Origin of the sequence: Polynucleobacter sp. IMCC30063 (assembly GCF_021395235.1) — a bacterium.
Classification (GTDB): domain Bacteria; phylum Pseudomonadota; class Gammaproteobacteria; order Burkholderiales; family Burkholderiaceae; genus Polynucleobacter.
In genome coordinates this window covers 702,084-728,130 of sequence record NZ_JAJVCQ010000001.1, presented here as the reverse complement: position 1 = coordinate 728,130, position 26,047 = coordinate 702,084, and the positions used below count along the sequence as shown (strand labels likewise).

At 39.7% G+C, this 26,047-nt stretch carries 25 protein-coding genes; 15 read left to right on the top strand and 10 right to left on the bottom strand.

Going from position 1 to position 26,047, the window contains the following annotated elements:
- The first annotated feature begins 2 nt into the window (after window positions 1–2).
- Complete coding sequence (locus LZG75_RS03710; protein WP_233935384.1) at window positions 3–1,223, top strand: ABC transporter ATP-binding protein; 1,221 nt, start codon at window positions 3–5, stop codon at window positions 1,221–1,223.
- Window positions 1,220–2,170: a bifunctional 2-polyprenyl-6-hydroxyphenol methylase/3-demethylubiquinol 3-O-methyltransferase UbiG gene (locus LZG75_RS03705; protein WP_233935382.1), complete on the top strand. Its 951-nt coding sequence runs from the start codon at window positions 1,220–1,222 to the stop codon at window positions 2,168–2,170. The genes LZG75_RS03710 and LZG75_RS03705 overlap by 4 nt, the downstream gene beginning before the upstream one ends.
- Here LZG75_RS03705 and LZG75_RS03700 read toward each other — a convergent pair.
- The 4 genes from LZG75_RS03700 to LZG75_RS03685 are packed head-to-tail and all read right to left on the bottom strand — an operon-like array spanning window position 2,147 to window position 5,860.
- Window positions 2,147–3,388, bottom strand: a complete 1,242-nt coding sequence (locus tag LZG75_RS03700) for a hypothetical protein (RefSeq protein WP_233935379.1) — start codon at window positions 3,386–3,388, stop codon at window positions 2,147–2,149. The two genes, LZG75_RS03705 and LZG75_RS03700, sit on opposite strands and share 24 nt — an antisense overlap.
- Window positions 3,375–5,231, bottom strand: coding sequence for a carbamoyltransferase (locus LZG75_RS03695; RefSeq protein WP_233935376.1), 1,857 nt, complete (start codon window positions 5,229–5,231; stop codon window positions 3,375–3,377). Before LZG75_RS03695 ends, LZG75_RS03700 begins: the two co-directional genes overlap by 14 nt.
- A gap of 19 nt (window positions 5,232–5,250) precedes the next feature.
- On the bottom strand, window positions 5,251–5,403 hold the full coding sequence (locus LZG75_RS03690) for a DUF5989 family protein (protein ID WP_233935373.1): 153 nt from the start codon (window positions 5,401–5,403) through the stop codon (window positions 5,251–5,253).
- A 31-nt stretch (window positions 5,404–5,434) separates the two neighbouring features.
- Window positions 5,435–5,860, bottom strand: a complete 426-nt coding sequence (locus tag LZG75_RS03685) for an SxtJ family membrane protein (protein ID WP_233935370.1) — start codon at window positions 5,858–5,860, stop codon at window positions 5,435–5,437.
- A gap of 163 nt (window positions 5,861–6,023) precedes the next feature.
- Here LZG75_RS03685 and LZG75_RS03680 point away from each other — a divergent pair, with 163 nt between their 5' ends.
- Genes LZG75_RS03680 through LZG75_RS03670 form a run of 3 tightly spaced genes read left to right on the top strand, consistent with a single transcriptional unit; the run spans window position 6,024 to window position 9,376 of the window.
- Entirely contained in the window at window positions 6,024–7,109 is a 1,086-nt protein-coding gene (locus tag LZG75_RS03680; protein ID WP_233935368.1) for a glycosyltransferase, read from the top strand.
- Between the two features lie 53 nt (window positions 7,110–7,162).
- Window positions 7,163–8,215, top strand: a complete 1,053-nt coding sequence (locus LZG75_RS03675) for an NAD-dependent epimerase/dehydratase family protein (protein WP_233935364.1) — start codon at window positions 7,163–7,165, stop codon at window positions 8,213–8,215.
- On the top strand, window positions 8,216–9,376 hold the full coding sequence (locus tag LZG75_RS03670; protein WP_233935361.1) for a hypothetical protein: 1,161 nt from the start codon (window positions 8,216–8,218) through the stop codon (window positions 9,374–9,376).
- Between the two features lie 4 nt (window positions 9,377–9,380).
- Here LZG75_RS03670 and LZG75_RS03665 read toward each other — a convergent pair whose 3' ends face one another.
- The 4 genes from LZG75_RS03665 to LZG75_RS03650 form a co-directional block, all read right to left on the bottom strand.
- A complete protein-coding gene (locus LZG75_RS03665; RefSeq protein ID WP_233935358.1) occupies window positions 9,381–10,283 on the bottom strand; it encodes a glycosyltransferase family 2 protein in 903 nt (300 codons plus the stop codon).
- Window positions 10,284–10,308: 25 nt separating this feature from the next.
- Window positions 10,309–11,004 carry a glycosyltransferase gene (locus LZG75_RS03660; protein ID WP_233935354.1) on the bottom strand — a complete coding sequence of 232 codons (696 nt, stop codon included), beginning with the start codon at window positions 11,002–11,004 and terminating at the stop codon, window positions 10,309–10,311.
- Between the two features lie 8 nt (window positions 11,005–11,012).
- Window positions 11,013–11,777 (bottom strand): O-antigen ligase family protein, encoded by a 765-nt coding sequence (locus tag LZG75_RS03655; protein WP_233935351.1) that lies wholly within the window; start codon window positions 11,775–11,777, stop codon window positions 11,013–11,015.
- A 549-nt stretch (window positions 11,778–12,326) separates the two neighbouring features.
- The gene (locus LZG75_RS03650; protein WP_233935348.1) at window positions 12,327–13,040 is read right to left on the bottom strand and encodes a hypothetical protein; all 714 of its coding nucleotides are present in this window, start codon (window positions 13,038–13,040) and stop codon (window positions 12,327–12,329) included.
- Between the two features lie 118 nt (window positions 13,041–13,158).
- On the opposite strand from LZG75_RS03650, the gene LZG75_RS03645 reads away from it, so the two are divergent.
- Both LZG75_RS03645 and LZG75_RS03640 read left to right on the top strand, forming a co-directional pair.
- Window positions 13,159–13,734, top strand: coding sequence for a hypothetical protein (locus tag LZG75_RS03645; protein ID WP_233935345.1), 576 nt, complete (start codon window positions 13,159–13,161; stop codon window positions 13,732–13,734).
- 40 nt (window positions 13,735–13,774) lie between these two features.
- Complete coding sequence (locus LZG75_RS03640; RefSeq protein WP_233935335.1) at window positions 13,775–14,950, top strand: hypothetical protein; 1,176 nt, start codon at window positions 13,775–13,777, stop codon at window positions 14,948–14,950.
- A 23-nt stretch (window positions 14,951–14,973) separates the two neighbouring features.
- Here the strand turns inward: LZG75_RS03640 and LZG75_RS03635 are convergent, their stop codons facing one another.
- The gene (locus tag LZG75_RS03635) at window positions 14,974–15,180 is read right to left on the bottom strand and encodes a hypothetical protein (RefSeq protein WP_233935333.1); all 207 of its coding nucleotides are present in this window, start codon (window positions 15,178–15,180) and stop codon (window positions 14,974–14,976) included.
- A gap of 51 nt (window positions 15,181–15,231) precedes the next feature.
- A complete protein-coding gene (locus LZG75_RS03630) occupies window positions 15,232–17,127 on the bottom strand; it encodes a DUF6311 domain-containing protein (RefSeq protein WP_255698756.1) in 1,896 nt (631 codons plus the stop codon).
- Between the two features lie 109 nt (window positions 17,128–17,236).
- Here LZG75_RS03630 and LZG75_RS03625 point away from each other — a divergent pair, with 109 nt between their 5' ends.
- The 8 genes from LZG75_RS03625 to LZG75_RS03590 all read left to right on the top strand — a co-directional run bounded on the left by LZG75_RS03625 (window position 17,237) and on the right by LZG75_RS03590 (window position 26,010).
- A complete protein-coding gene (locus LZG75_RS03625) occupies window positions 17,237–18,172 on the top strand; it encodes a glycosyltransferase family 2 protein (RefSeq protein ID WP_233935329.1) in 936 nt (311 codons plus the stop codon).
- A gap of 76 nt (window positions 18,173–18,248) precedes the next feature.
- Window positions 18,249–18,941 carry a class I SAM-dependent methyltransferase gene (locus LZG75_RS03620; RefSeq protein ID WP_233935327.1) on the top strand — a complete coding sequence of 231 codons (693 nt, stop codon included), beginning with the start codon at window positions 18,249–18,251 and terminating at the stop codon, window positions 18,939–18,941.
- Window positions 18,942–19,028: 87 nt separating this feature from the next.
- A complete protein-coding gene (locus tag LZG75_RS03615) occupies window positions 19,029–19,991 on the top strand; it encodes a glycosyltransferase (RefSeq protein WP_233935323.1) in 963 nt (320 codons plus the stop codon).
- The gene (locus tag LZG75_RS03610; RefSeq protein ID WP_233935321.1) at window positions 19,954–20,928 is read left to right on the top strand and encodes an NAD-dependent epimerase/dehydratase family protein; all 975 of its coding nucleotides are present in this window, start codon (window positions 19,954–19,956) and stop codon (window positions 20,926–20,928) included. Before LZG75_RS03615 ends, LZG75_RS03610 begins: the two co-directional genes overlap by 38 nt.
- Window positions 20,925–23,033, top strand: a complete 2,109-nt coding sequence (locus tag LZG75_RS03605; RefSeq protein ID WP_233935318.1) for a DUF6311 domain-containing protein — start codon at window positions 20,925–20,927, stop codon at window positions 23,031–23,033. Before LZG75_RS03610 ends, LZG75_RS03605 begins: the two co-directional genes overlap by 4 nt.
- A 30-nt stretch (window positions 23,034–23,063) precedes the next feature.
- Window positions 23,064–23,825, top strand: coding sequence for a polyprenol monophosphomannose synthase (locus LZG75_RS03600; protein WP_233935315.1), 762 nt, complete (start codon window positions 23,064–23,066; stop codon window positions 23,823–23,825).
- Between the two features lie 12 nt (window positions 23,826–23,837).
- On the top strand, window positions 23,838–24,230 hold the full coding sequence (locus LZG75_RS03595; protein WP_233935297.1) for a hypothetical protein: 393 nt from the start codon (window positions 23,838–23,840) through the stop codon (window positions 24,228–24,230).
- Window positions 24,217–26,010, top strand: a complete 1,794-nt coding sequence (locus tag LZG75_RS03590; RefSeq protein WP_233935295.1) for a hypothetical protein — start codon at window positions 24,217–24,219, stop codon at window positions 26,008–26,010. The genes LZG75_RS03595 and LZG75_RS03590 overlap by 14 nt, the downstream gene beginning before the upstream one ends.
- The last annotated feature ends 37 nt before the right edge of the window (window positions 26,011–26,047 follow it).

Sequence of the window (26,047 nt, the reverse complement as noted above, 5' to 3'; positions counted from 1 at the left end):
TAATGCCCGCTATTGTCGTCTCGAATCTAGGCAAAGCCTATAAACGCTATACCAATCGTTGGTCGCGACTCGTCGAGTGGTTATTGCCATTTAGCCGTCCGCGCCATCAGCAAAATTGGATTTTGCATGATGTTAACTTTACGATTGCAGCGGGCGAGGCTTTTGGCATTATTGGTACTAATGGGGCTGGTAAGAGTACTTTATTAAAAATGATTTCCGGCACCACCCATCCTAGCACTGGCACCATTACTGTTAATGGCCGTATTGCTGCCTTACTCGAGTTGGGTATGGGCTTTCATCCCGATTTCTCTGGGCGGCAGAATGTATATATGGCGGGACAACTACTTGGTTATAGCGTAGAAGATATCGCCCTACTCATGCCGGAAGTTGAGGCCTTCGCTGAAATAGGTGAATATATCGACCAGCCTATCCGCTTTTATTCGAGCGGCATGCAAATGCGCTTGGCTTTTAGTATCGCCACTGCACAGCGTCCCGATATTCTAATAGTTGATGAGGCTTTATCGGTCGGTGATGCCTATTTTCAACATAAATGCTTTGATCGTATTCGCGAGTTTCGTGAACAGGGCACCACTTTGTTGATTGTTTCGCACGATAAAATGGCAATTCAATCGATTTGTGATCGCGCGATTCTCTTAAACGCAGGTAAGATTGCACTCGAAGGTAAGCCAGAGGTTGTCATGGATTATTACAATGCGCTTATTGCGGATCATGAAAATCAACATGTACGCCAAGAAGCTTTAACTACCGGTAAAGTACAAACGATTTCTGGGTCGGGCGAATGTAAAATTATCAATCTCAAATTAGTCAATGCAGCGGGTCAAAATACCGATATCATTCATGTCGGTCAGTCCGTTAGTATTCGGGCTACTATCGCTTGCGAGCAAGATATTGAATCGCTGGTATTTGGTTATATGATTAAAGACCGTGTTGGCCAATCGGTATATGGCACCAATACACACCACCTCCAAAAAACCTTACATGATCTAAAAAAGGGTGAACAAGTAGCTTTCGATTTTCAGTTTGACGCAAATTTAGGTGCAGGCACCTACTCTTTAGCGGTTGCTTTACATGCTAGTGATACGCATATTGGTAAAAACTATGAATGGCGCGATCATGCAATAGTATTTAGCGTTATCAATACGAAGCATGATCAATTTCTTGGGGTAGCTTGGTTACCCCCCAAAGTGGAGATACAGCAATGAGTATCGATTTTTATCGCGCCCTTGAGGACCAGTTTCGAGAATCACGCGAAATTATCAAGAAACGGCTGCAGGTATATCAGCCTTTTATTTCTGTAGTGAAATCACTTTACCCCCAAGGGCCAGCCCTTGACTTAGGCTGTGGGCGCGGCGAATGGCTTGAAGTCTTAAAAGACAATGGAATCACAGCATATGGCGTTGATCTAGACGACGGCATGCTGGAAGCTTGTCGTAAGCTAGGTCTAGAAGTAGAAACGGTAAATGCCATTGACTACTTGCAGAAATTACCCAATGATAGCCAAGCCATTGTTTCTGGCTTTCACCTTGCTGAACATTTAAATAGCGACGATTTGCATACTTTAATTAAAGAAGCCTTACGCGTACTAAAACCCGCAGGCTTATTGATTCTTGAAACGCCTAATGCTGAAAATATTACTGTAGCCACCACGAATTTTTATTTAGACCCAACCCACGATCATCCAATTCCATCAAAGTTATTAAGATTCTTAACTGAATTTCATGGCTTTGCACGTGGCAAGGTCTTAGGCCTGCAAGAATCGCCTGAAGTGAAACTAAAGCAGTTTCCTAGTCTTTACCAAATCTTTAATGATGCGAGCCCAGACTATGCAGTCATTGCTCAAAAAACTGGTAACGCGGCAGAACTAGCTCAATTTGATGACTTATTTAATCAGGTATTTGGCTTATCACTACATGAGTTAGCGAATCGTTACGATAGCCGGATTGATACCCTAGACCAAAGACAAACAGCCTCTGAAATTAATATACAGCGGTTTAATACCAACCTGCAGGAATTCAATAAAACCCTACAGGATTTTGAACAAAAACTACTCGTGGTCGAAGATAAAACCCTACTATTAGAGCAACGCATGGCAAAAATACTGAAAATATTGGCGCCATTTAAATGGCTAAAGCGGCAAATTTCTAAATAATGGGAAAAGTATGCTCGCGCGCTCCTGATTTCCTAAGGCTGAAGGATGTTTATCTAATTCATGAATGTAATACTGCTTAGCTAGCTCTTCATTTTTACTTGCTAAGGTCATATCAATGACTTCGATATCAAGTGCTTTAATTGCGGCTAGTATTTTTTCATTGTTATAGCTGCCAACAAACCATTTTTCATCAGCCTTAATAAACCCCAAAATAAAGGGTTGCCCTTTGTGTTTTAAATCGGCTTGCATGGTTTTTAGAATACCTAAATACAACTGAATTTGCTGATCCTGATCTGCGGTTACAAAAAGACTATCAATCAATAGTTGATAAATTTTAGAAGAATTAACGAGGCCACGAATGGCTTTAGGAGACTTCTCAAGCCAAGAAAAAGAACGACAGTAGCCATCACGCTCTACAAGGCCATTGGCTAATAATTTATATTTGGGTGAGCCAAAGGAATAAAAATCAACGCAAGCTGACCGACTAGCATGCCAAGGAGAGGTTTGGGCGTACTGTAAATTTGCCTTCGTATCAAGCTTACTTTGTAAGACTGCTAGGGCTTGGTGCATCCCCCAACCATGCACGCCGTAGTTCTTCACTACTACTGGCTGTTTTTTTTCTAAAGCTATCTTGCCAGTAAAATACTCCATAGTTTGGTCATCATTAAGGCCTTCGCCAAAGATAAAAGAATCACCTAGAAAATTAATGCGCGGCAAATTAATGGCAGTCATATTGTTTGCATCTTTTAAATCTACGCCAAACTGGGGGGTTACTCTAAAGCCATCAGCTCCAATCGTATATGTTGCGGTATAGATAACTCCGCCATTACTGGCTAATGCGCGTGATTGAAAAATGCCTGCTTGCGGCTGACTTCCAAATGGTCCTAACTGCCAATACGCGGGTGTACTATAACTAAAGTTAGTATCGAAATACGACCTTGGAGTTTCCTCATTGGTTTTTTTTGCCATTAGTTCTGGCAGGTAAGCCAATCCCGCCTCCACCAGCGCAAGGGTTACGGTAATGGAAATAATGGCTATACAAAAACTGCGTAAGAAAGCAGAAAAGCCTGCCCAAGCCGCCAAAATAAAACTGATAGCCCAGAACAATGCACTAACACTACGCTGAGCATAAGCGTAATATAGTAAATAGCAGGCAAGACAGATAAGACTAAAAAGAATGAAGGTATGAATTGCTACTTTTTTTTTAATCAAGTTCATACGCATTTTTATAGTCAAGCTTTAAGGCTGGATCTTGATCTTCTTTACGCATAATTGCGTTACCAACTACCAAAAATTCAATTTCGGTACCCATTAAGCAGCGGAATGCATCCTCTGGTGTACATACAATCGGCTCACCACGCACATTAAATGAGGTATTGACTATCACTGAGCAGCCAGTTTTTTCCTTATAACGGGCTATAAGCGCGTGATATTTAGGGTTAGTCTCTTGATGCACCGTTTGAACCCGCGCAGAATAATCTACATGGGTAACCGCGGGAATATCGGAGCGAGGAACATTTAACTTATCAATACCAAATAATTGCTCTTGTTCTTTTGTCATTGCCTTACGCTTAGACTGTTGAACATCAGCTACCAGCAACATATAGGGGCTATCTACTTCGATTTCAAACCAGTCGGTGACATCTTCGCGTAACACGCTAGGGGCAAATGGTCTAAATGATTCGCGGTATTTAACTTTTAGATTAAGCAATTTTTGTACCGCTGGTGAGCGTGAATCTGCCAAGATAGAGCGCGCACCTAATGACCTAGGACCAAATTCCATCCGTCCCTGGTGCCAGCCAATGGCTTTACCCTCTTCTAATGCTTGGGCTGTAAGTTCAATAATCTGCGCATCGGTATGCGTAGTAAATTTAGCCCCAACACTTGCGAGACGTTGTTCAATATCGTCTTGTTGATATTCGGGCCCCAAATACGAACCACTCATACCATCTTGTAATGTTGGGTCAACGCGGCGTTTGCCACCCAACATGAGATAGTAAGCCCCTAAAGCAGCGCCCACAGCACCTCCCGCATCACCTGCGGCTGGCTGAATCCAGATTTTCTCGAACACGTTCTCCCGCAGCAACTTACCATTAGCAACGCAATTTAAGGCTACGCCACCGGCAAGACATAAATTTTTCAGGCCGGTTGATTTGGCAATACCTTTAGCTAACTTAATAACTACTTCTTCAGTTACTGCTTGAATCGAGGCGGCTAAATCCATCTCGCGCTGCGTCAAAGGAGATTCTTCTTTACGCCGTGGACCACCAAATAGTTGGTCAAACTTGGCATTAGTCATGGTCAGGCCTGTACAGTAATTAAAGTAACTCATATCTAAAGAAAAAGAGCCATCGTCTTTAATATCGATCAAGTGGTCTTTCATTAGTTGAGCATACTTCGGCTCTCCATAAGGCGCTAAACCCATCACCTTATATTCTCCAGAGTTCACTTTAAAACCGGTGTAATACGTAATGGCGGAGTAGAGTAAACCCAATGAATGAGGGAAATGAATTTCCTTTAATACCTGAAGGTCAGAACCGTTGCCCACTGCTAAAGACGTTGTGGTCCACTCACCTACCCCATCCATCGTAAGAATAGCGGCCTCTTCAAAAGGAGAAGGATAAAAAGCGCTGGCGGCATGACTAAGATGGTGCTCTGAAAATAATAAGCGCTCGCTCCAATCAATTTGGCCGCCCCAATGGTCTTTAAACGCATTAGCGATCACTGATTTTTGAAAGAGCTTATCTTTTAACCAGACTGGCAAAGCAGTAGCAAACGACTGAAAGCCAACGGGCGCATAGGCCAAATAGGTTTCTAGTAAGCGTTCAAACTTTAAAAAGGGCTTGTCATAAAAGACGACGTAATCAATTTCAGCAGGTTTGCAAGCGCCGCCATTCACTCCGCCCACACTCAGACAGTAGTCAATCGCATGAATCGGAAAGCCTTGATCATGTTTCTTACGCGTAAAACGCTCTTCCTGAGCAGCGGCAACAACTGTACCATCAACAACTAAACAAGCAGCTGAGTCGTGATAATAAGCCGAGATTCCCAGAATTTTCATGAGCTAAAAATAGCTAATATTAAAAGAGCGTGTAAATAAATGGCGCAACTACAGCACTCTTTGCTGCCAATATTAATAAGCCACCTAGAACTACCATCACAATGATGATGGGTAAAAGCCATAATTTTTTTCGCACTCGCAAAAATTTCCATAACTCTTTAATAAAATTCATTGCTATTCCTAGTATGTGTGAAATGCATCAATTAAAACTGCTCTTTAAATGATTCGGGTTGAGGACCTGGCGGGTTGCGCTCAATCCAATAAGAATTAACATCGCGTTTACGTAGTAACAAAACGTCACGCCCAAATAGACGCGTAACAATAGCCACAGGGGTAATGACAATGAAAAATAAAATTCCCAATACGATGGGGCTTACTACTTTACCCATCAATAGGCCTAAGCGATACCAGGCCTTATTAAGTGGCGACAAAATACCGGGGGCCATAAAGGTCAAAAATAGGAATAGCCCAGAAAGTGCGACCCAGAAATAAACCCAAGCGCGGGTCAATAGCTCAAACCAGCTATATCCGGCTACTAACAGAAAAACAATGGTGAACAAGAGCCCAAAACTGCGATTAGAGGGCAGTACAGAGCCTAAATGAGATTGGTTTGTGGTGCTTTCAGACATTGGGTAAAGGATGAAATATTTCCGCTCATGAGAGCAATTTTTAGTTTGCCACTTGATTATAAAGGGGTTCGCGTTTTTAGCGATTTTGCTAAAACTGCCCCAAATATGCAATAAGGCCTTGTTTTTAGGGCGATTATTTTCCTTTTGCCCTTAAAATATCGCTATGTCATCCCTGCTTCTGTCATTTTTTAGCTCTCTGCTCAGCATTCTGTTCATTATTCGCTATCAGCACCTTCACAAACGCTGGTCGGCCGATTCTGATTTATCAGGCCCCCAAAAATTCCATACAGCCTCAGTTCCTCGAATTGGGGGTCTAGGTATCTTTTTTGCCTTGCTTGTTACTAGCCTCGCCGCTTACCTCCAATCACTTAACTATTGGCGGGAATTGCTCCTCTTAAGTCTCGCGGCTCTTCCTGCATTTGGACTAGGTATTGCCGAAGATCTTACAAAACATATTAGTTCTACTTGGCGCCTCTTTGGTACCGCCATTTCTGCTGGCATCGCAGGCTATTTTCTGAATGCGTGGATCAGCAATTTGGGTATTGCTGGTATCGATCAACTGCTGGCTATCCAAGCGGTTTCGGTGCTCTTTACTTGCTTTGCAGTGGCTGGGCTCGCTAATGCTTACAACATCATTGATGGATTTAATGGCTTAGCCAGCATGATTGCCATCATTGCCCTTTTGGCCATCAGCTATGTAGCCTTTCAAGTCCAAGACAAAATGATTATTTATCTTGCACTAACCATGGCTGGCGCCATCGGTGGGTTTTTTATTTGGAACTACCCTCGTGGCCTCATTTTTCTGGGCGATGGCGGGGCTTATTTAATTGGCTTTTGGGTCGGCATTCTATCGATCTTGCTCGTTTCGAGAAACCCCCTAGTTTCTTCTTGGTTCGCTATTTTGGTGAATGCGTATCCCATCTTTGAAACCCTCTTTACCATTTGGCGGCGCCTCGTGCACCAAGGCAAAAATCCTAGTCTGCCCGATGGAGCGCATTTTCATAGTCTCATTTATCGCCGTATGGTGAAGTGGGCTTACGGCCCCAATCTCTTGCCTGATCAAGAATATTTAACCAATTCCAGAACCTCGCCCTACCTTTGGGTCATCTCCAGTATTAGCATTATTCCCGCCATACTCTGGTGGAAGCGCCCCTTTGTTCTTATGCTCTGCGCCCTCATTTTTGTAGTGATTTATATCGTGCTCTACCGCGCAGTAGTGCGCTTTAAAAAACCAGGCTGGTTTAAATAGCAAATAGCTAGGCACACTGTACGCACAATTTATCTTTTAATCTAAAATTCAGTATGAAAAAAATTCTTATCACGGGCTCATCTGGTCTCATTGGCTCTGAAGTATGTCTATTTTTTGCCGAACAAGGTTATGCTATTCATGGTGTAGACAATAACCAACGTGCGGTTTTTTTTGGCCCACAGGGAGATACCCGCTGGAACCAGAAGCGCCTAGAAACTAGTATTAACAATTTTCACCACCATGAAATCGATATTCGTGATCGCACTGGTCTCATAGCATTAGTTGCTCTACTCAAACCCGATGTCATTGTGCATGCTGCTGCTCAGCCCTCTCACGATCGTGCCGCCGCTATCCCATTTGATGATTTTGATACCAATGCCGTAGGCACTCTTAATTTACTTGAAGCTGCAAGACGTGCATGCCCAGACGCGCCTTTTATCCACATGTCCACCAATAAAGTGTATGGAGACGCACCTAACTTACTGCCCTTAGTTGAATTGGAGACCCGCTGGGAGTTTGCAGATCCTGCTATGCAAAATGGCATTGCAGAAACATTTACTATTGACCAAAGCAAGCACTCCCTTTTTGGCGCCTCCAAAGTAGCAGCCGATGTAATGGTGCAAGAATATGGCCGCTATTTTGGCATGCAAACCTGCGCACTTAGGGGTGGCTGTCTAACTGGCCCCAATCATAGTGGTGTTGAACTACATGGGTTTTTAAGTTATTTAATTAAATGTAATCTAGAAGGTAAAAAATATACGGTGTTTGGCTATCAAGCCAAACAAGTGCGGGACAATATTCACTCTTATGATGTTGCACGATTTATTTGGGAATTCATTCAAGCCCCGCGCTCAGGTGAGGTATATAACATCGGCGGCGGCAAAAATAATAGCTGCTCAATGATTGAAGCATTTGATCGTGTTGCACAATTATCGGGCAAAAAAATGTACTGGGAATATAGCGATAAAAATCGTGAGGGCGATCATATGTGCTACTACAGTGATCTATCTAAAATGAAAGCGCATTATCCTGCATGGGATATCACTAAATCATTAGATAGCATCTTTACAGAGATTGTCGATAGCTGGAATGTGCGCAAAAGTTAAGTGCGCGGCGATACTGTGCATTGCTTAATTCTTAACCGTAATTACCCGCCTGGGGCAGGCATTACTGGCACATCTGCTAATGAATTAGCTGAGTATTTGACTATGCAGGGTGTCAAGGTTGAAATCATTACTACTCATGGGCAATACGCAGGGGCTGGTTCACGCAAAGCAGTCTTTGGACAAGTTCACTATGTGCCCGCTTTTTATAATGGCAAAAATAAGTTAATGCGCTTGTGCGCTAATTTAATTGAAGGCTTTTTGATGGCGAGAAAAGCTAGGGAACTCCTACAAGCGCCTTGGATCTGCATGACTGATCCGCCTTTACTGAATTTCTGGGTTGGTCGACTTGCAAGCAAGCTCAACATTCCTTGGGCTTATTGGAGTATGGATCTTTTCCCGCAAGCTTTTTATGCTGCCAAACTAGTTCAGCCCAAAAATTTTATCTACCAATTCCTCCTTAAGTCCATTAAACGCCATCAGCCGAATTTACTCATTGCCCTAGGCTCCAAGCAAGCAGAATTTATTCAACAATCATATGACTGGAGCATAGCTTGCCTTATTTTGCCTTGTGGCGTTTTAAAGAAAAATAGAGCTGAAGCAAAGCCTGCTTGGGCTCAGCAGAACGGTAAAATTCTATTGGGCTATGCAGGCAATTTGGGGCAAGCCCATGAGCCAGAGTTTATTCTTGAGCTAATTCGTCAAATGGATGCCTCGCGCTTTCATTTCATCCTTAGCACTTATGGGGCAAAGGCGCAGGCCCTATTAAATCTTGCAAAGAAGATGCAAGGGGTAGAGATTTTGGAAACTATTCCCCAGAACCAACTGCAATTTATTGATGTACATCTTGCTACCTTAAGTCCCTCATGGGATCATGTCTGTGTGCCATCAAAAGCAGTCAGCTCTATTTGCCAAGAGGCCGCACTACTTTATTGCGGCACAAATACTAACGATAATTGGCACTTACTAGGCGACGCGGGTTGGCATATTGATCCCACAGCAAATCTATCTAGCCAAGTGAACCAATTTTATGCCCAATTAAACCCGGCAAGGTTGGCGCAGAAAAAAAGTAATGCCGCAGTTATAGCGATAGACTTACAAGAGACCCAACAAAAAGGCTTTGCTGCCATCCTCCAATTTATTCAAGGCAATCAAAAACACTAACGCATTACACCGTAATACCTAAAACATGCGTAATGGCCGTCTTAATATCCACCCCATGCTCTTGTTTGTAACGCTCAACCTGAGCCACATTATGATCAGCTAAATTACGATACCAATAGCCCTGTAAGCGATGAAAAGATCGGCCATTAGCATCATCTAAAAAGCCGCCCAGTAATATATAACGATACATAAAATAAGCCATTGAGCGCAGCCCCTTTGGTAAGCGCGCATAAATTTTTTCTTTTATCTTACGCTTTAAGCTTAGTTGCGAAACTACTGCTTGCGATGCCACTGAATCGCTTGCAGAAAAATGGTACTTCAAATTAAGTAAATCTACTGCCTCGCGCTTTGCATAATTTTCATGTTTGGCTCGCCACCATTCCAAGCTTTGCAAATTATTATCAATAATTGCACCGGATAAATTCAGCGATTGTCCATCTAGCTTAATATGCTCATCCATCCAGCGCGATTCAGAGCGGCCATGACCAAAACGAAATAATCTTAAGGTACGTGTCCCCCCCATACCACCATATTTTAAGAGCGATCCCTGAAAAACCATTTTCCGAATACATTGCAATCCAACAATGGATGAATTAATAGTTAGTAAAGTTTGCTTAATCTCATCAATCAATACAGTCGTTAAAATTTCATCAGCATCTATTCTAAAAACCCACTCTGTACTAGCGGGCAATTGACTTAAGGCCCAGTTAAATTGCACTGAATGGTTATTTTGCCAAGCACGCTGCAAAATATTTGCTCCACAGCGCCTGGCGATATCAACAGTATCATCGGTTGAAAAAGAATCTACCACGACAATATTTTTTGTTAAGGGGAAGATACTCTCAATGCAGCGTTGTAAATGTAGACTTTCATTGAAAGTTAAAATAACGGCGGTAATTGAATTCATATGCTTTGTAATTTAAACAAGAAAATTATTTCAAAACTTGCTTAAGATAAGCTGCTTTGATCCAAGCTAAAAATTGGGCGCTAAATAAAGGCCAGCCATGAATTAGCAAAGCTAAACGGTACTCTTGGGTAACCGCTTGAAGATGTTGGTCCGTGCCATAAGCTTCGTTAACCACTAGTAATTGGTTAACTAAAGACACCTTTAGTCGCTCGGGATGAATCCGCAAGAAATGCTCAAAATCAGCCAAAAAACGATAAGACTCATCAAATCGATGATCTTTTAATAGACTTGTGCGATAAACGATCGCTTGATGCGAAGTGGGCAAATTCCAATACCGCCACCAGATGGGTTTTGGCATTCTTACAACTCCCCTTACCGAAAAACCAAATAGCACTAAATCGACATTTTTTTTAAATATATTTTGAATGTAATCAACACAATTTTCATTAGCAAAGATATCGCCACTATTTAGAAAAAGAATACATTCCCCATGGGCTAGCATAGCCCCTTTATTCATTGCATTATAAATTCCACCATCTGGTTCAGATACCAATCTATCCCTTACTCTAGTAAATTGATTGGCCAGAGCAAGTGATAAATCAGTTGAATTGCCGTCAATAAAAATCCATTCAAAATCCTGATTACTTTGCATGCGCAAGGAGGAAATTGTTTTTTCTAGACCAATTTCATTATTACGATTTATGGTAATAATAGATAGCATTGGTAGGCTTATTGCGCTTTCAATACTTGATTTGAAGCTGGCAAACCATGCTCTATCTGCTTACTACCTGCAGTTTGATTAAAAGCCAAGATTGCCAGTAAAAGACCTCCAAAAGAAAGTCCATTAGAAAATCCACCTACCGAAAACGATGTGCATAAAATCGGCACCAGCAAGAGTAGAGCTAAATATGACCCCGTTCGTTTGCGCAACTCCCAAAAATATAAACAAGGGATTAATATCAATACATAGATCCCAAATTGATAAAGTGCCCGCGCAACGAAAGATTGCAACATAATAGGGTCACAATTAAAGTAATTACCTGTAAACCAATTGGCGTAACCTTCCATCCTATTACAAATCCCTAATGGAATTTTTTGATAAACACCCATTCCAAGAGGATTTTTTAATATCTCAATAAAGCTGTAATCATAAAAAGATAAAAGCCCTAAAAATGTTTTTAATCGGTCTACTTGATCAATATTTGTGACATTAAAAGATGATACTCCGCGAATAAAAACCAAATATCCCAATACACAACTTATTGCAATGCTAACCCAAACTATTTTTTTGCGGTCAAGTGAAAAGAGATAAAAAATAGAAACAACTAAAAAACTAGCTAAACCCGATCGACTTCCTGTTAGCAAAATAGAGATTGCGACTAATAAATAAATACGAATATCCCTATCGCGATAAATAAAAGTAATGATAGCAAAGCAATATAAGATCAAAGGTACCTCAAAATTATTCTCAAAAAGAAAATTAGGTCTTGTCATAAAATAGCCATCACGAGCCCACCATAGCCCAATATTCCCTATTAACAATAGGGGGTAAGCAACTATGAAACCATATGCAATTGATTTAATTGGCCAGTCTACGCGCAACCCCGACATCAAATAAAAAATAATTAAATAAAAAAATGGTTTTACAGAAGTCCAATAGCGATTATCGAACTCTGTATCTAGGCGGGCTGGAGAAAAACAAAGAAAGTAAATGAGAAGTAGAACTGGAATAGCAAGTGCAGGCGAAACGATTTGGCGCATTTGAAAAATGGCCCAAATTGCAAATAAGCCAATCAGTACATCAGGTAAAACAGTGATTGGCAAAGGGCTATAAAAAGTCAAGGCTGACAAGATAAATGCAAGCAGCAATATGCCAGTAACTAATCGATAATTTCGCAAATGCAGTCGCACTAATTGATACGCCATTATTATCACCGCACTAAATGCCAGCGTCACGACTGTAGCTAATATTCTATTATTAAGAAACTTCTGTACAAAATAGGAAATAGCGAAATAGTTCACGAAGTCATTCATTCAGCGTGGCTAAAATAATTTTCCATATTGAAATCGCAACCAATCTAAAAAACAATTCAATAGTAGTCCTAATAGCAAGCAGCCAATCAAAAGATGCCAAAAACGTGGGCTAACATGTTGGTCGCTAACTCGAATGGGCGAACTTTGCAGAGCATTCTCATTCACAATATACTCGCCACTAACCGTTGGATTAACGCCAAAAACATACCTAAGATAATTATCTTTTTGAACATTACTATAACTAATTACTTCTTCTGCAATTAACAGAGCACAATTATTTACTAACTCTCGACTCGGTAAGCGAATCACAACCTGTAAGCTGAGTCCGTAATTTACTTCATTGGCAACTATCGCATTTACTAAGCGTTTTCTATCTGCATTGCTATCGGTTAAGCCACACCCCTGCAAAACACTCAGGGGAAAGTCTTCAGGTCTTAAGAGGTATTTTTTTACATCTAAAGCCGTTGGCACAGTTTTAATAATATTTTTTTCTACAATGCCTTGGGCAGTAATGCCATTTGACGATGGCATTTTAATCATCAAACTAGCCTCATAGATTCGTGGCGAAACATAATAAATAGCCCCCCCTACAACCAATCCACAAATACCAAAACTCAAAAGTCGATAACGTGTTTGAGCAATATAAGTAAAAATCCACTTAAGGGTCAGGATTTTTTTAGGTTCTTGCGCCCCGTCAACAGTTACATCAGATAATTCAGACATTTTGTATTTTAGAGTGAATAAGGCTTATTTTGTCATACCCTCGGCGGTGTATGTGTCTACCCGTTTAGAATATGGCAAAACCTGCATTACTGAAACCTTCTGACTGCCGTCAAATTTAATGAAAAATGCCCAATTGTTCCCCAAATTGAATCTCTTTAAGATAGTCGTCACTATTGGCGTAATAATCTATTTCTTTGGACTAGCCATCTTTTTAATTCAATTTATTCATGAGAGGGCGCTAGCGCCCCGCTACTCAGCTAGCTTAAAAGAAGGAATTGATTTTACTAGATCAGGTTATCCAGCCTTTATTAAACAAGTTACTGGCATTTCATTTCATGAAAATTGGGGGCGCTGGACCGATGAACGAGGTGCAGGAAAAGTAATATTTACTTTTACAGAGCCCTTACCAGACCGTTTCACACTCGTTATATCTGCTAAAGCTTATGGTCCAAATGCTGCTGCTCCTACCTTAATTAGGATCGGTGATGTCACCCAAAACCTCACCATCAGCAATACTTCGACATTTGAGACCTATCGCATTCCCTTTGTCTTAAATCAGCCTAGCTCGACCATTGCCATTACGCCACCAAAACCAACTGCGCCTCCATTAACTGACCCCAACTACTCTGATCGAAGAAGGCTGGGAATCGGGCTAGAAAGTATGCAAATTGTGCTAATGCCTCCTATAGAATAGATACCACTTTAATCCATAGCATTTCATCTTTAACTTTAAATTGAACAAAATTTCTTATCCTGCTTCTTCCTGTTATTTAAATCTTCTCATAAGGAGCTTAATAGCCATAAGCATTTTTATCGGGAGTATATTTTTTGCTTTAATAATTTTTTTTATTGCAGATTACGCCTATTCAAATCTACGTCCAATTGACAAAACTGGTGGCACCTCGTTGATGCTTTTCAAAGATCAAGGCTGGTATGAGCTAAACCCAAACCAAAAACTTCAAGAGCAATGGGGGAAAAGTACCTTTGAAGTAATAACCGATCAACTAGGATTTAGAACGGGTCCCAATAAACCGAAATCTGGAAAAGCAGAGATTATATTTTTAGGTGACTCTTTTACGTTTGGAATGAATCCATGGGAAGAGAGTTTTGTTGGATTGTTTGATAATGATTCAAAATTAAAGATTATTAATGCTGGGGTAGTATCCTACTCCCCTACTGCATACCTCTACACTTATCAAAAAGCTTTAAAAACTGAAGCACTAAAAAAAGAGCATATTGTAGTAATTGGTCTAGATCTAAGTGATGTTCAAGATGAAGCCGCATACTATCTAACCGGATTAACACACCCTATTAAAAGGCAATTCTGGGGAAAGGCCTATCAAGATCCAAATACAAATTTTTTTATATCGATGCAAAAATTTTTGCAGAACAATATGAGATTGACATATCGAATTTTTATGCTTGTCGCAAATTCGCCATTTATAAATCCACCAGAAAACGTCTTCATCACCACTCGGTCGGCATTTACGTGGGAAGATTGGAATGTATTAAATCAAAAACCTGGGGAAGAATATACACCGTTTGGCAGAAAACACTACGTAGGATATGCTCCCCTTGGAGTTGCTGGGGGCCTAAAAAAAATCAATCAGAATATTGCTGAGTTAGTTAAGCTTGCCAAAAAAAATAATTCTAAAGTTTATCTACTTATTTATCCTTGGCCTGCGCAAATTAAATTTGCACAAAAATTTAATTGGTCTAACTATGCCAAAAATCTATGCCTAGAAACCCATTGCGATGGAGTAATAGATGCAACCCCAATATTTATAGATTACGCCCAAAAAAATCCTAACTGGTATTTTCATTTGTATACAGCTGGTGATGTTCACTTTAATCGAAATGGAAATCAAATTATTTCTAATGAACTAAAGAAAAAACTAAGTCATGAATAACGCCTGCCTTGTACTTTAATTGCTCAGTCAAAGCGCGCCGCAATTAACCCAATCGCAATTGCCCTTAAATCCGTATCAGGCCCATAAATCCGCTGAGGTTTGGATGGTGACTCAAAATACCAATTAATAATAAGCGGCTCTTTTGGGGGCTGCGCGCTAGCTAAGTTAAGCACAATATTCATTGGTGAGTCAGGTCGTAATTTAATATTTATTGGGTGCTGATGATTCATAGTCAATGAAAAACGCTGCTCATGGTGTTCATCATTAAATAATCCTTGAAATTATAAATGTAGTGTTTTAGCGCCAAGAGGAATCTTTGGAAATACTAATTGCGCCTCACTGCCGTTTGACCATACACCCCAACTTTCAGAGCTATGCCATCCGTAAGATAAGTAATTAATGCCTTCGCCTTTTTCTTTAAAGAAAATTAGTTGACCAGTATTCAAAGTTGGCTCAACTATAGTAATTTCTTTTAAATTACTTCCATCGCCATTCTTAGGCAATACACAAGTTTGGCAATTCTTCCACCCAGGCGCTAGCACAATCAAGTTATCCACTAGTGCCAATAAATCATTTTGCGGATTAAAGACTGCTGAAAGTGCTATGAGGCTATTTGGGCTAATAACATATAAGGTCATTGGATCAAGTGGCCCTAGACGCAAAGCCTCATTAATGAATTTACTTTCTAGTGCTTTTTTAGTTTCATCTTCACGGGCAAAGCTAGCAGAGTTTGTCTCCATTCCATGTTCTAAGGCAAACTTAGCTAAAGGACTATAGTAAAGCGTCGGGTCGGCCTTTAATACCCGCGCATAATGAGCGCCAGCAATAGGCCAAAAAGGGTCGCGAAGTGGACTTTCAAAATGGGTTAACGAGCTCCCGCCAGTAGCCATTTGATGAGATCTCTTTAAATAGCCAGCGCTCGAATCCCCTAGCTGAACCAATACCGTTAAGCTCAAAATCCAGAATTTCAATTTAGGGCGATAACTATGCGTCACTCCCCACAAAATGAAGATAATTAATAGGTAATATGCAGGCCAAGCCATACGCGCTGAACCGCGCCAAATGCTCACTAAATCGAACCAGGGCTGAGTAATCGCAAAGTCATAATGCCATGTACCAATGCCAATTTGATTAGACAAGGCAAAAACTAAAAGTAGTAAACAAGCTACTACCGTAAACCGATAGCGCTTGATGTTGAGCCAAATTGGTGAAAGGTTTTTAAACCAGCTGGGAATTGCTAATAGGGAAAGGCATAGGAGACCTAGGCCTAAATAATTAAACCCCTCAAAACGGCGTCCTTCGATTTCATAAATTTGTAATCGAATACTACTATCGCTCAAATTAGGTAACACGTAACTCCAAGAATCTGGATCAATAAAAGCGAAAAGATTCATACGCCAAATACCAAAATGTTTACTACCAACACCTAAAGCCATAAAATAACCAGCTGCTGCCATGAATAAGAGTGTCAGTAAAATAATGGTTAAGCATTGAATCGAAAAATTAATCAATTGCGATAATCGCTCAGCTTTATAGGCTTGATTCAATAGACTACAAATCCATAAAATACTTACAATTGTTAGTAAGTAAAAATGGATCCAAGATGTTAGAGCCATAAGGAGCGCCCAATAAAGCGGTCGGGCCTTTTTATCGGGAGTAAAAGTCAAATAAAAAGCAGCTAGAATTACAAAGTGGCTGGCAAGTGCGCCCACAAGACCAACTCGCCAAATAAATGCGGGCGCAGAGCCCAACAAAATACAGATACAGAAACGTAGCCAAAACTGATTTGATAACAATTTGCTTATCAGCCAAGCAAAATAGGCTTGCAATATAAAACAGACTAAGTACCAAATACCAAAGTATTGGAATTTTTCCGGCAACAAAGAAGAAAAGGGTTTTAATAAAATTGCCAATAGAGGCAAAGAGTCAGTAAAAACAATTGAGGAGCTTGTTAAATGGCCGTACTGAGAATTGGCCCCTAAAGGCCATGTCCAGGGTGCATCTCGATAGTTTGCCCAACCCAAGTAGTGCTGCAATAAGTCACTATTATCTAACCACCCTATATTGCGTGGATTTATCACTGAAATACTGAATATTAAGCAAAATAGCCCAATCCCTATCATGATGGGGACTAAAGTATCAGGAAAAAACTTTAGGCGGGTTAAAATGGGCGGCATGAGGGAATAAAACTGTATAAGTTGCCTATTCTGCTCAATATAATTAATAGTTCACTTAAAACTATAATGGGACGCATTACATAAATACGAATTATTACCATTACACCACATGAACGATCCCACCAAACTTTCTTTGGTAGTACCAGTCTTTAACGAAGAGGAGGCGATTGGCTTTTTTCAGGCGCAAGTAAACGAAACCTTTATTCATCATCCAGAAATTCAACTTGAAATTATCTTTATTAATGATGGCAGCACTGATAGCACATTAGAAAAATTAATCGCCCTCCAAAAAAGTGATTCGCGTATTGTCATTGTTGACTTAAGTCGTAATTTTGGCAAAGAGGCAGCGCTTACTGCCGGAATTCAAATCGCTAGTGGTGAAATTGTGGTGCCCATTGATGTTGATTTACAAGATCCGCCTGAGGTCATTTTTGCAATGATTGCCAAATGGCGCGATGGTTATGAAGTAGTTTTGGGCTATCGACAGAACCGTGACTCTGACTCAACTATGAAACGAATTACGGCAAATTGGTTTTACCGTATAAATAATAAAATTTCCGATACACCATTAACTCCAAATGTTGGCGATTTTCGCTTAATGGATCGTAAAGTTGTAGAAGCATTGAATCAACTACCTGAGTCAAGTCGATTTATGAAAGGCTTATTTGCTTGGGTTGGCTTTAAAACAACGCATGTGAATTACACCCGCCCACAAAGAATTGCGGGCAAGACTAAATTTAACGGCTGGAAACTTTGGAATTTTGCAATTGAGGGAATTACTAGCTTCAGCACTAGTCCTTTACGCATTTGGACCTACCTTGGGATCATTGTTTCTTTAATCTCTTTTTTTTGGGCCTTTCGTATCATTATTCGTGTGGTCATACTGGGCATAGACTTGCCTGGCTATGCCTCGATCATGGTTGCAGTTATATTTTTAGGAGGGCTTCAACTTATCGGCATTGGCGTACTTGGCGAATATCTTGGCAGAACCTATCTTGAATCTAAGCGACGGCCAATCTATTTGGTAAGAAATATTTATAAATAATGGGGTAAAAATTATTTATGAGATATCTGATGACCTTGGGGTTAGTAGTTGAATTATGAATGATCAATAACCTATCATGCACGCTGAATTCGACTCCCTGGCAAAGGAATATACTCATCTCCTTGATGAGGCTGTTGCCCTAAGTGGTGAGTCAAGCGAATACTTTGCTGAATATAAAATTGCTGATTTAGCAAAAAAATGTCAGGGGATGGACGCCCCCCTTAATAATATTTTAGATTTTGGAAGCGGAATTGGTAATTCAGTCCCATATTTTCGGAAATATTTTGTCGATAGTAGCATCAGCTGCGCTGAAGTCTCTCAAGCTAGCATAGACTTTGCCAAAGCTCGTTTTCCAGGAAACGAACTTTATTTAAAAATAGATGATTCTCTAAATATTGATAGTAATAGTTACGATATCGTATTCAGTGCCTGTGTATTTCATCATATCCCACCATCAGAGCATTCCTATTGGCTTAAAGAGCTATACCGAGTGCTGAAGCCCGGTGGTATATTAGCAATTTATGAGCATAACCCGCTCAATCCTTTAACAGTTTTAACAGTAAAAACATCTCCTTTAGATGTCAATGCTAAGTTAATCTTTCCAAGAATTCTTTGCAAGCAAGCAACTAAAATTGGATTTGTAAATACAAAAATTAGCTACAAGCTATTTTTTCCAAAATTTCTATCCTTGTTTAAGTTTCTTGAAAAATATATGGGTAAACTGTGCTTTGGTGCTCAGTACTCTTTTATTACTCAAAAACCGTCCTAGAAAATGATTAGGATTTGAAATATCGAGTTAAACCTTTATTCAATCTTTAAATCATCTTGCATTTCGTGCTTAAATCGGCCTAAAAATATGACAATTTCAATTTCTGTGGTTATTCCAGTATATTTAGGGGAAAAGTGTCTTTCTTCAATAGTCGACGAAATTGCTCTCTTTGCTGATCTTTGCTTTACCCCAAATAAAATTCAATATCGCATCAACGAAGTTATATTGGTTCATGATTGTAGCGACGATCAATCTGATTTAATAATTGAGAATTTAGCTAAAAAGTATAATTTTGTAAAACCAATTTGGTTAACTCGTAACTTTGGGCAACATGCAGCAACTTTAGCTGGAATGTCTGCGGCAGTAGGTGATTGGGTTATCACTCTCGATGAAGATGGTCAACAAAATCCAAAATATATTGGTGAAATGCTAGATTTTGCAATTGATGATAATTGGCAAGTAGTTTACGCCAACCCTAAAAACCCTCCCCCGCATGGATATGTAAGAAATCTATTTAGTAATGTAGCAAAATATATTGCTACTTTATCTTTAGGTACCGTCTCTAAAAGAGGAGTGTTTAATAGCTACCGCCTAATAGATGGAGAAATTGCGAGACTTCTTGCCGCTTATTGCAATCATGGTATTTACTTGGATGTTGGCATCACTTGGATTGCCAAACGGATTGGTCACTATCCTGTTATTTTAAGAAAAGAGAGTAGGAAAACAAGTTACTCTTTCCCAATGTTATTAAATCATTTTTGGGTAATGATTCTTTCTTCTGGCACCCGCCCACTAAGGATAATCACCATCATTGGAATAGGCTCTCTATTTATGTCATTTTGTTTTTTAGGTTATGCATTTTATGGAAAGTATGTTTCAGAAACAGCAGTAGCAGGCTGGACATCCATTGTCGTCATAATTTCTTTTTTTTCTGGCTTAATGATGGTTTCGATGGGTATAGTAGCTGAGTATCTAGCCTTAACCACAAGCATAGTCATGGGTAAACCTCTTTATGTTGCCTCTAGAAAATCGACTAGAGCCAAAAAGTAAAATACCTGTTTGCTGGATTATTGGCAAAGGTGGATTGCTAGGTAACAACCTATTAAAGCAGGTATTGCTTTATCAATATGAAATTTTTAATGGCTCCGATTCATTCTCATGGGCGAATGAGGAGTTACTTAAGAAGCAATTTCAACTATCTGTAGCTCAATTTTTCAAAGTAGCTAACGGAAGAAAATGGATTATTTATTGGGCTGCAGGTAGTGGAAGGATGAATTCCACTGAGACTAGTATGGATGTCGAAATAAAAATCCTTAGTTATTTTGTAAATTATCTCCAATGCGAATCTGACCGCATCCTGAAGAATGGGGTTTTTGTTTTTTCAAGTTCTGCAGGCGCCATCTATGGTGGCTCTAAAGATTATCCTATATCGGAGAGAAGTTCTACAGCCTGCGTGAATGCTTATGGAAGGGGTAAATTAAAACAAGAATCAATAATTACAAGTTTGGCGAGGGACGGAAAAGGCGCTACTGTTCTCATCTACAGACTATCAACTCTATATGGTGTTAAGCAAGAAAATCATGTGGAACATGGGCTCCTGTCCACTCTATCCCGCAGTATTTATCGAAAACAATTAATTCATATCTACGTACCATTAGATACCATGCGTGACTTCATAAGTGCTGATGATGCTGCAAAAATAATTATAAAAGATGTGGCTTGCGTAGAATTATCATCGATAATTCAAATTAAAATTATTGCCTCAGAAACATCCACTTCAATAGCGCGCATTCTTACAATATTTAAAGCAATTTCGAACTGTAAGCCACTAATTGTTACTAGCGCTAATTTTTGGGGGCATGCATACCAAAATAACTTGGTATATAAGTCAGATTATCCCAGCTTAAAGCGTGAGGTCAAAACTAAGTCATTAGAAATTGGCATTGCAGAAATTCTTTCAGCGGAAAGTCTAAGGGCAAATTTGTGAATTTTATTCCGATAATTTTTGGAATTGCTGGTTTTTTTCTAATTGTGGGACCTCTGGCGCTTAATCCCTCCAATATTGCTTGGTTATCGGGAGGTTTTGATCCCACGCAACACTATCTTGGGTGGGTCTTTTTTCGAAATGGGCCTTGGACTTTTCCGCTGGGATTAAACCCTAATTTTGGTTTGGCAATAAGCTCTTCTATCGTTTATTCCGATTCAATTCCATTATTGGCGCTACTTTTTAAACCTTTTTCTTCTTGGCTGCCTGAAACATTCCAATACTTTGGTATTTGGCTGCTGATTTGCTTTATCTTACAAGCATGGTTCGCATGGCTATTAATGGGCTTAATTTGTAACAATAGGTGGCTCCAAGCCTTGGGCATGGCAATACTTGTTTGCTCACCGCCAATGTGGTATCACCTAGGCTTTCAGGTGGCTCTAAGCAGTCACTTCCTGATTTTAGTTGCTTTATATTTATTGCTTAAGCCTCGTGGAGCTAATTCGAATAATTGGCAATGGGTATTGCTAATTTGCATTACGGCATTAGTTCATTTTTACTTATTAATCATGATTTTAGCTTTCTGGTTTTGTGAGCAAATCTCTCTTGTCATCAAAACTCCAAAGTCCGACTATCAAAAATATATTATTTCTAGTATCGCTACGATGATGATGTTAGTAGTTGTAATGTGGCAGGCGGGGTATTTTGTTCTAGGAAATAATGGCATTACTACCAGCAATACTTACGGTATCGGAAGATTAAACTTATTAACTCCATTTAACCCCCTGCGCTGGTCATATATTTTTCCAGATATTAAATCGATTGAAAATATTTACGAAAATTTTAATTTTTTAGGTAGCGGAAATATATTAATGCTCGGTTTTACAGTGCCCATTTTATTAAAAAATTGGCGACAGATTATTACCCTAATGTCTCAATATTGGCCCTTATTTTTTTGTACCTTATTCTTTTTGTGCTTTGCCATATCGAATCAAATTTTCATCGGCACTTGGCATATAACAATTCCACTGCCAAACTCTTTATTGGCTTTAGCTAGTATTTTAAGAGCCTGCGGTCGTTTTTTTTGGCCAGTCTTTTATCTATTAATTTTATTTTCCCTATATCTCATTATTCGGTTTTATTCTAAAAAAAGCGCATTTCTAATTTTGACTATTTGTTTTTTTCTTCAATTGGGTGATACCAGTGCAGGTTGGCTTAGCCAGAGAAAATTTCTTATGCAGTCGGCAATAAGTCAATTTCCCAGCCCCCTACAAAATCCCTTTTGGGAAACTGCAGCCAAGCATTATCAAAATGTTGAGCGTACGTTATGGCCTACTCAGTTGATTCACCGTTACTACTTAGGCTGGATGACATTTGCCAGCTATGCAGCTACTTATCATTTGGCAACTAATTCAGCGTATCTTGCCCGAGTAAATGAAGAGATGATTACGAAGGGCAGTCAAAACTTTAGTCACCGCCTACAAAAAGGTGAGTATGATCCAAACACTTTATATATTTTAGAAGACGAAAAGGTAATCCCTGCACTACTTACGCTTAATTCAGAGCGGGACTTATTAGCTAAAATTGATGGTGTTAATGTTTTGGCCCCCAATTGGTATCAATGTAAAGATTGCCAAAAGATCAGCACTGATAAATGGCTTAATTTGAATACAATTTTTCCAACTTTAGGTGAAGAATTTTATTTTTCTAAGAATAGCGCTAAAAAATATCTTCTTGAAGTTAGCCAAGGATGGTCCTATCCTGAGGACTGGGGTATTTGGTCAGATGGCGAAACCGCGAAACTTTTTATAGCGCTGCCACCTAAAAAAAATCCTCGCATTCTTTCTTTGAAATTAAGGGCTTTTACTAATCAAAAAAATCCAAATCAAATCATTAATATTAGGGTAAATAATCAACAAATAAAGTCGATTTTTCTTGTGCGTCCCGATCAAAATAAAATCGATATACCAATTTCAGTAAATGATCTATTGAAAGGATCATTAGACATTGAGTTTCATTTTCAGAATCCTGTAAAGCCGGCAGATTTTGGTGGGGGCGATGATACTCGGCGCTTAGCTATTGGCCTTGAATCTGCAGTTTTTCATTAATAAAATTGAGCGTTCCTTTACAATTGGAATATGCGAATAGCCCTGCTTATCCCCACTTATAACGAAGCGATTAATATTGAGTTATTACTTAAATCACTCGCATCTACTATTGCAACCATTCCCCAGGTGCAATTTGACATCTTTGTCATCGATGATTCCTCCCCAGATGGTACCGCCCAAGTTGCCCTTGAGCTTAATCAGCAGCTTAAAACTGATCGTTTTCAAATTCAAGTGATTAATCGGGCTAAAAAAGAAGGTTTAGGAAAAGCCTATATCAATGGTTTTAAAACGATCCTGAGCTTAAATCAGCCACAAGATTTTGTCATGCAGATGGATGCCGATCTTTCGCATAGCCCAAAATATTTGCCCCAGTTTATCGACGCAATCAAGCAAGGAGCGGATTTTATCGTTGGCTCTCGTTATATTCCGGGCGGATCTGCACCTAATTGGGGTCTACACCGTAAAATTGCTAGTCGTGGCGGAAATTTTTATTCACAACTGATGTTAGGGAAAAGAATTACTGATTACACTGGCGGCTTCAATCTGTATTCAATCGAACTTCTCAAACGACTCGATATGCAATCGATCGAGCAAGATGGTTATGGATTTTTAATTGGCCTAAAATTTAAGGCATCAGTTCATAGCAAGAAAATTATTGAAGTACCAATTCAATTCATGGATCGTGAATATGGTAATTCAAAAATGCCGATATCGACTATTTTTAAAAGCTTTCTCTTTGTCACTAAAATGCGACTAAGTTATATGCTAGATCAATTTAAACATAAAAAATAAACTTTTGTTGCGATGAACTCTGCATCCGCACCTTTATCCTCCTTATTGCGCTATTGCATTTATTTTTGGGCGATACTCGTTTTACTCAATTTCACATTTTTTACCTTTAAAGACATTGTCATCGATACCTACCCTTTTAAAGTTGAGGCAGGCATTCAACAATCGCTAACTCCTGAATTAATCACTATGAATAAATTAGCGAAGGCAAACGATTTACATAGCTTTGCCGTCTCTAAGCCCCTCGATGAAATGGGCTATCTTGGTCTGCGTGCTGCTGAATTTTTATATCCTATTAGGCTTTCTCAAGATAGTTCTTCTCTATTTGCAACCAAAAATGAACTTGTTCCACTGGGCTGCCATCTTCTGGCTCAGCAGCAAAATATAGTTTTATATGACTGTCGTTAGACAATTGTCAGACACCCAATTACATCTTTGGGATAAAAATCCGCACAATCTATTGGTAAATGTTGCCCTTACGCTTCACTGCACCTTAATTGGAATTTACTTATTTTGGCTTCTCTCCCTACCGCCAGCCCTTTCAAGATTCCTTGCAATTAGCCTCGTGCTCTTGCTCATTCTCTCAAGTATTTGGTTAATTAAAAAAATTCAATTCACCTGGCCTTTGCTTGTTTTTTTCTTAATTGGTTTAGCAATTAGCTTAAGCACTGGAACCATTGGGTGGGACGCTAGGCTCACATGGTTATTTCATGCCAAACGAATTTTTTATGAAAATAATCTCTATGCTCAGCTAGATAATTACTCCAATGGCCATAATGATTATCCCGTTATCGTCCCAGCACTTGCTGCTTGCTTTGCCCAAGCGATTGGATATTGGAATGAAGTATTTCCCAAATCATCCTCGGTCTTTTTTATATTAGCAGCCCTCTGTGTTTGTACTTTGGCTTATGTCAATGCCACGGTTATCGTGCTTTTTCTGATTGCTGTCATTCACGTATGTGGTGAATATCTATTTAATGGCTATATGGATGCTATCGTTTCTCTATATTGCTGTGCAATTATCCTGTTATTACTTCTATTCTGTAATGTAGAAACGCGCTCTTGGATAAAAGAGCGCCCAATTAGCTTAGGACTATTACTCACTTTACTATTAAGCGTCTGTTTACTGATAAAAAATGAAGGCATGATCGCCGTAATTTGCATCAGTTTTTCCGTAATTTTTCTGGATAAAAATTTTCCAAGAAAAATATATTTTCTTGCTTTGGCGTGTGCCTTTATTTTTTATCTTTTAACTTGGAAAATGCCGTTAATTAAAGCGAATCTAACTAGCGATCTACTGGAAAGTGACTTAAAAAACCAACTCCTGAATCGACTACACGATTCCCATAATCTCAGTATTATTTTTACTGATTTTCTCAGCCATACTAGCTTATATTTATCTCTCTTGGGATTAACCCTTTTGATTCAATTTCGGCTTTGGAGACAATTCATTTTTCCAGTAATTTTTGTTACAAGCTACTTCTGTATTTTATTTTTTGTTTATTTATCCACGCCCTCAGATTTAATTTGGCATCTTACCGTTAGTAGTGAGCGTACTTTGATGCCAATTAATGTGACAATTCTAGGTTTTTGTATATATGGGCTACAAGAACCAAGTGCGCGTTTGGTTTCAAGTGCCAATCACCTCTTAATCAGTTGGTCATGGCAGCGTAATTTAATTGCCGGAATTAGCTTGTTGTCCGCCATCACTTTCATTGGTTGGTTAATACTTGAAAGCCCTCTAAAACTTGGGCAAACCATCTCCTTTGCAAAGCAGGGCAATGGCTTACCCTATCTTGAAGAGGTTGGCTATTCCGATAGAAGCGGTTGGGCTCATCCCGAGCAATGGGGTAGTTGGGCTATTGGCTACAAATCTACATTGCATTTACCCATCCCCCGTTTCCCGGCTGCACACACTTTAGACCTGGTAGTTCAGCCCATGCTAACGGATACTCGCCCAAGCCAAAGTTTCACAATTTGGATTAATGGGCGCCCATGGAAATCATTTACTGTCAGTAAATCCCCAGAAGTTATTGCGAATATTCCCGTCCCCTCCCTTTGGGAATCAAGGGCACCTTTGACCCTTGAAGTAAAACCGACCGATCCCGTTAGCCCAGCCCAATTGGGGCTTGGCACAGACACTCGCTTACTCTCAATCGGCCTCATTTCAGCAACATTTAACAAGTAAGCAAATCCATTTCTATAATGTCATTACTCTCTATGGC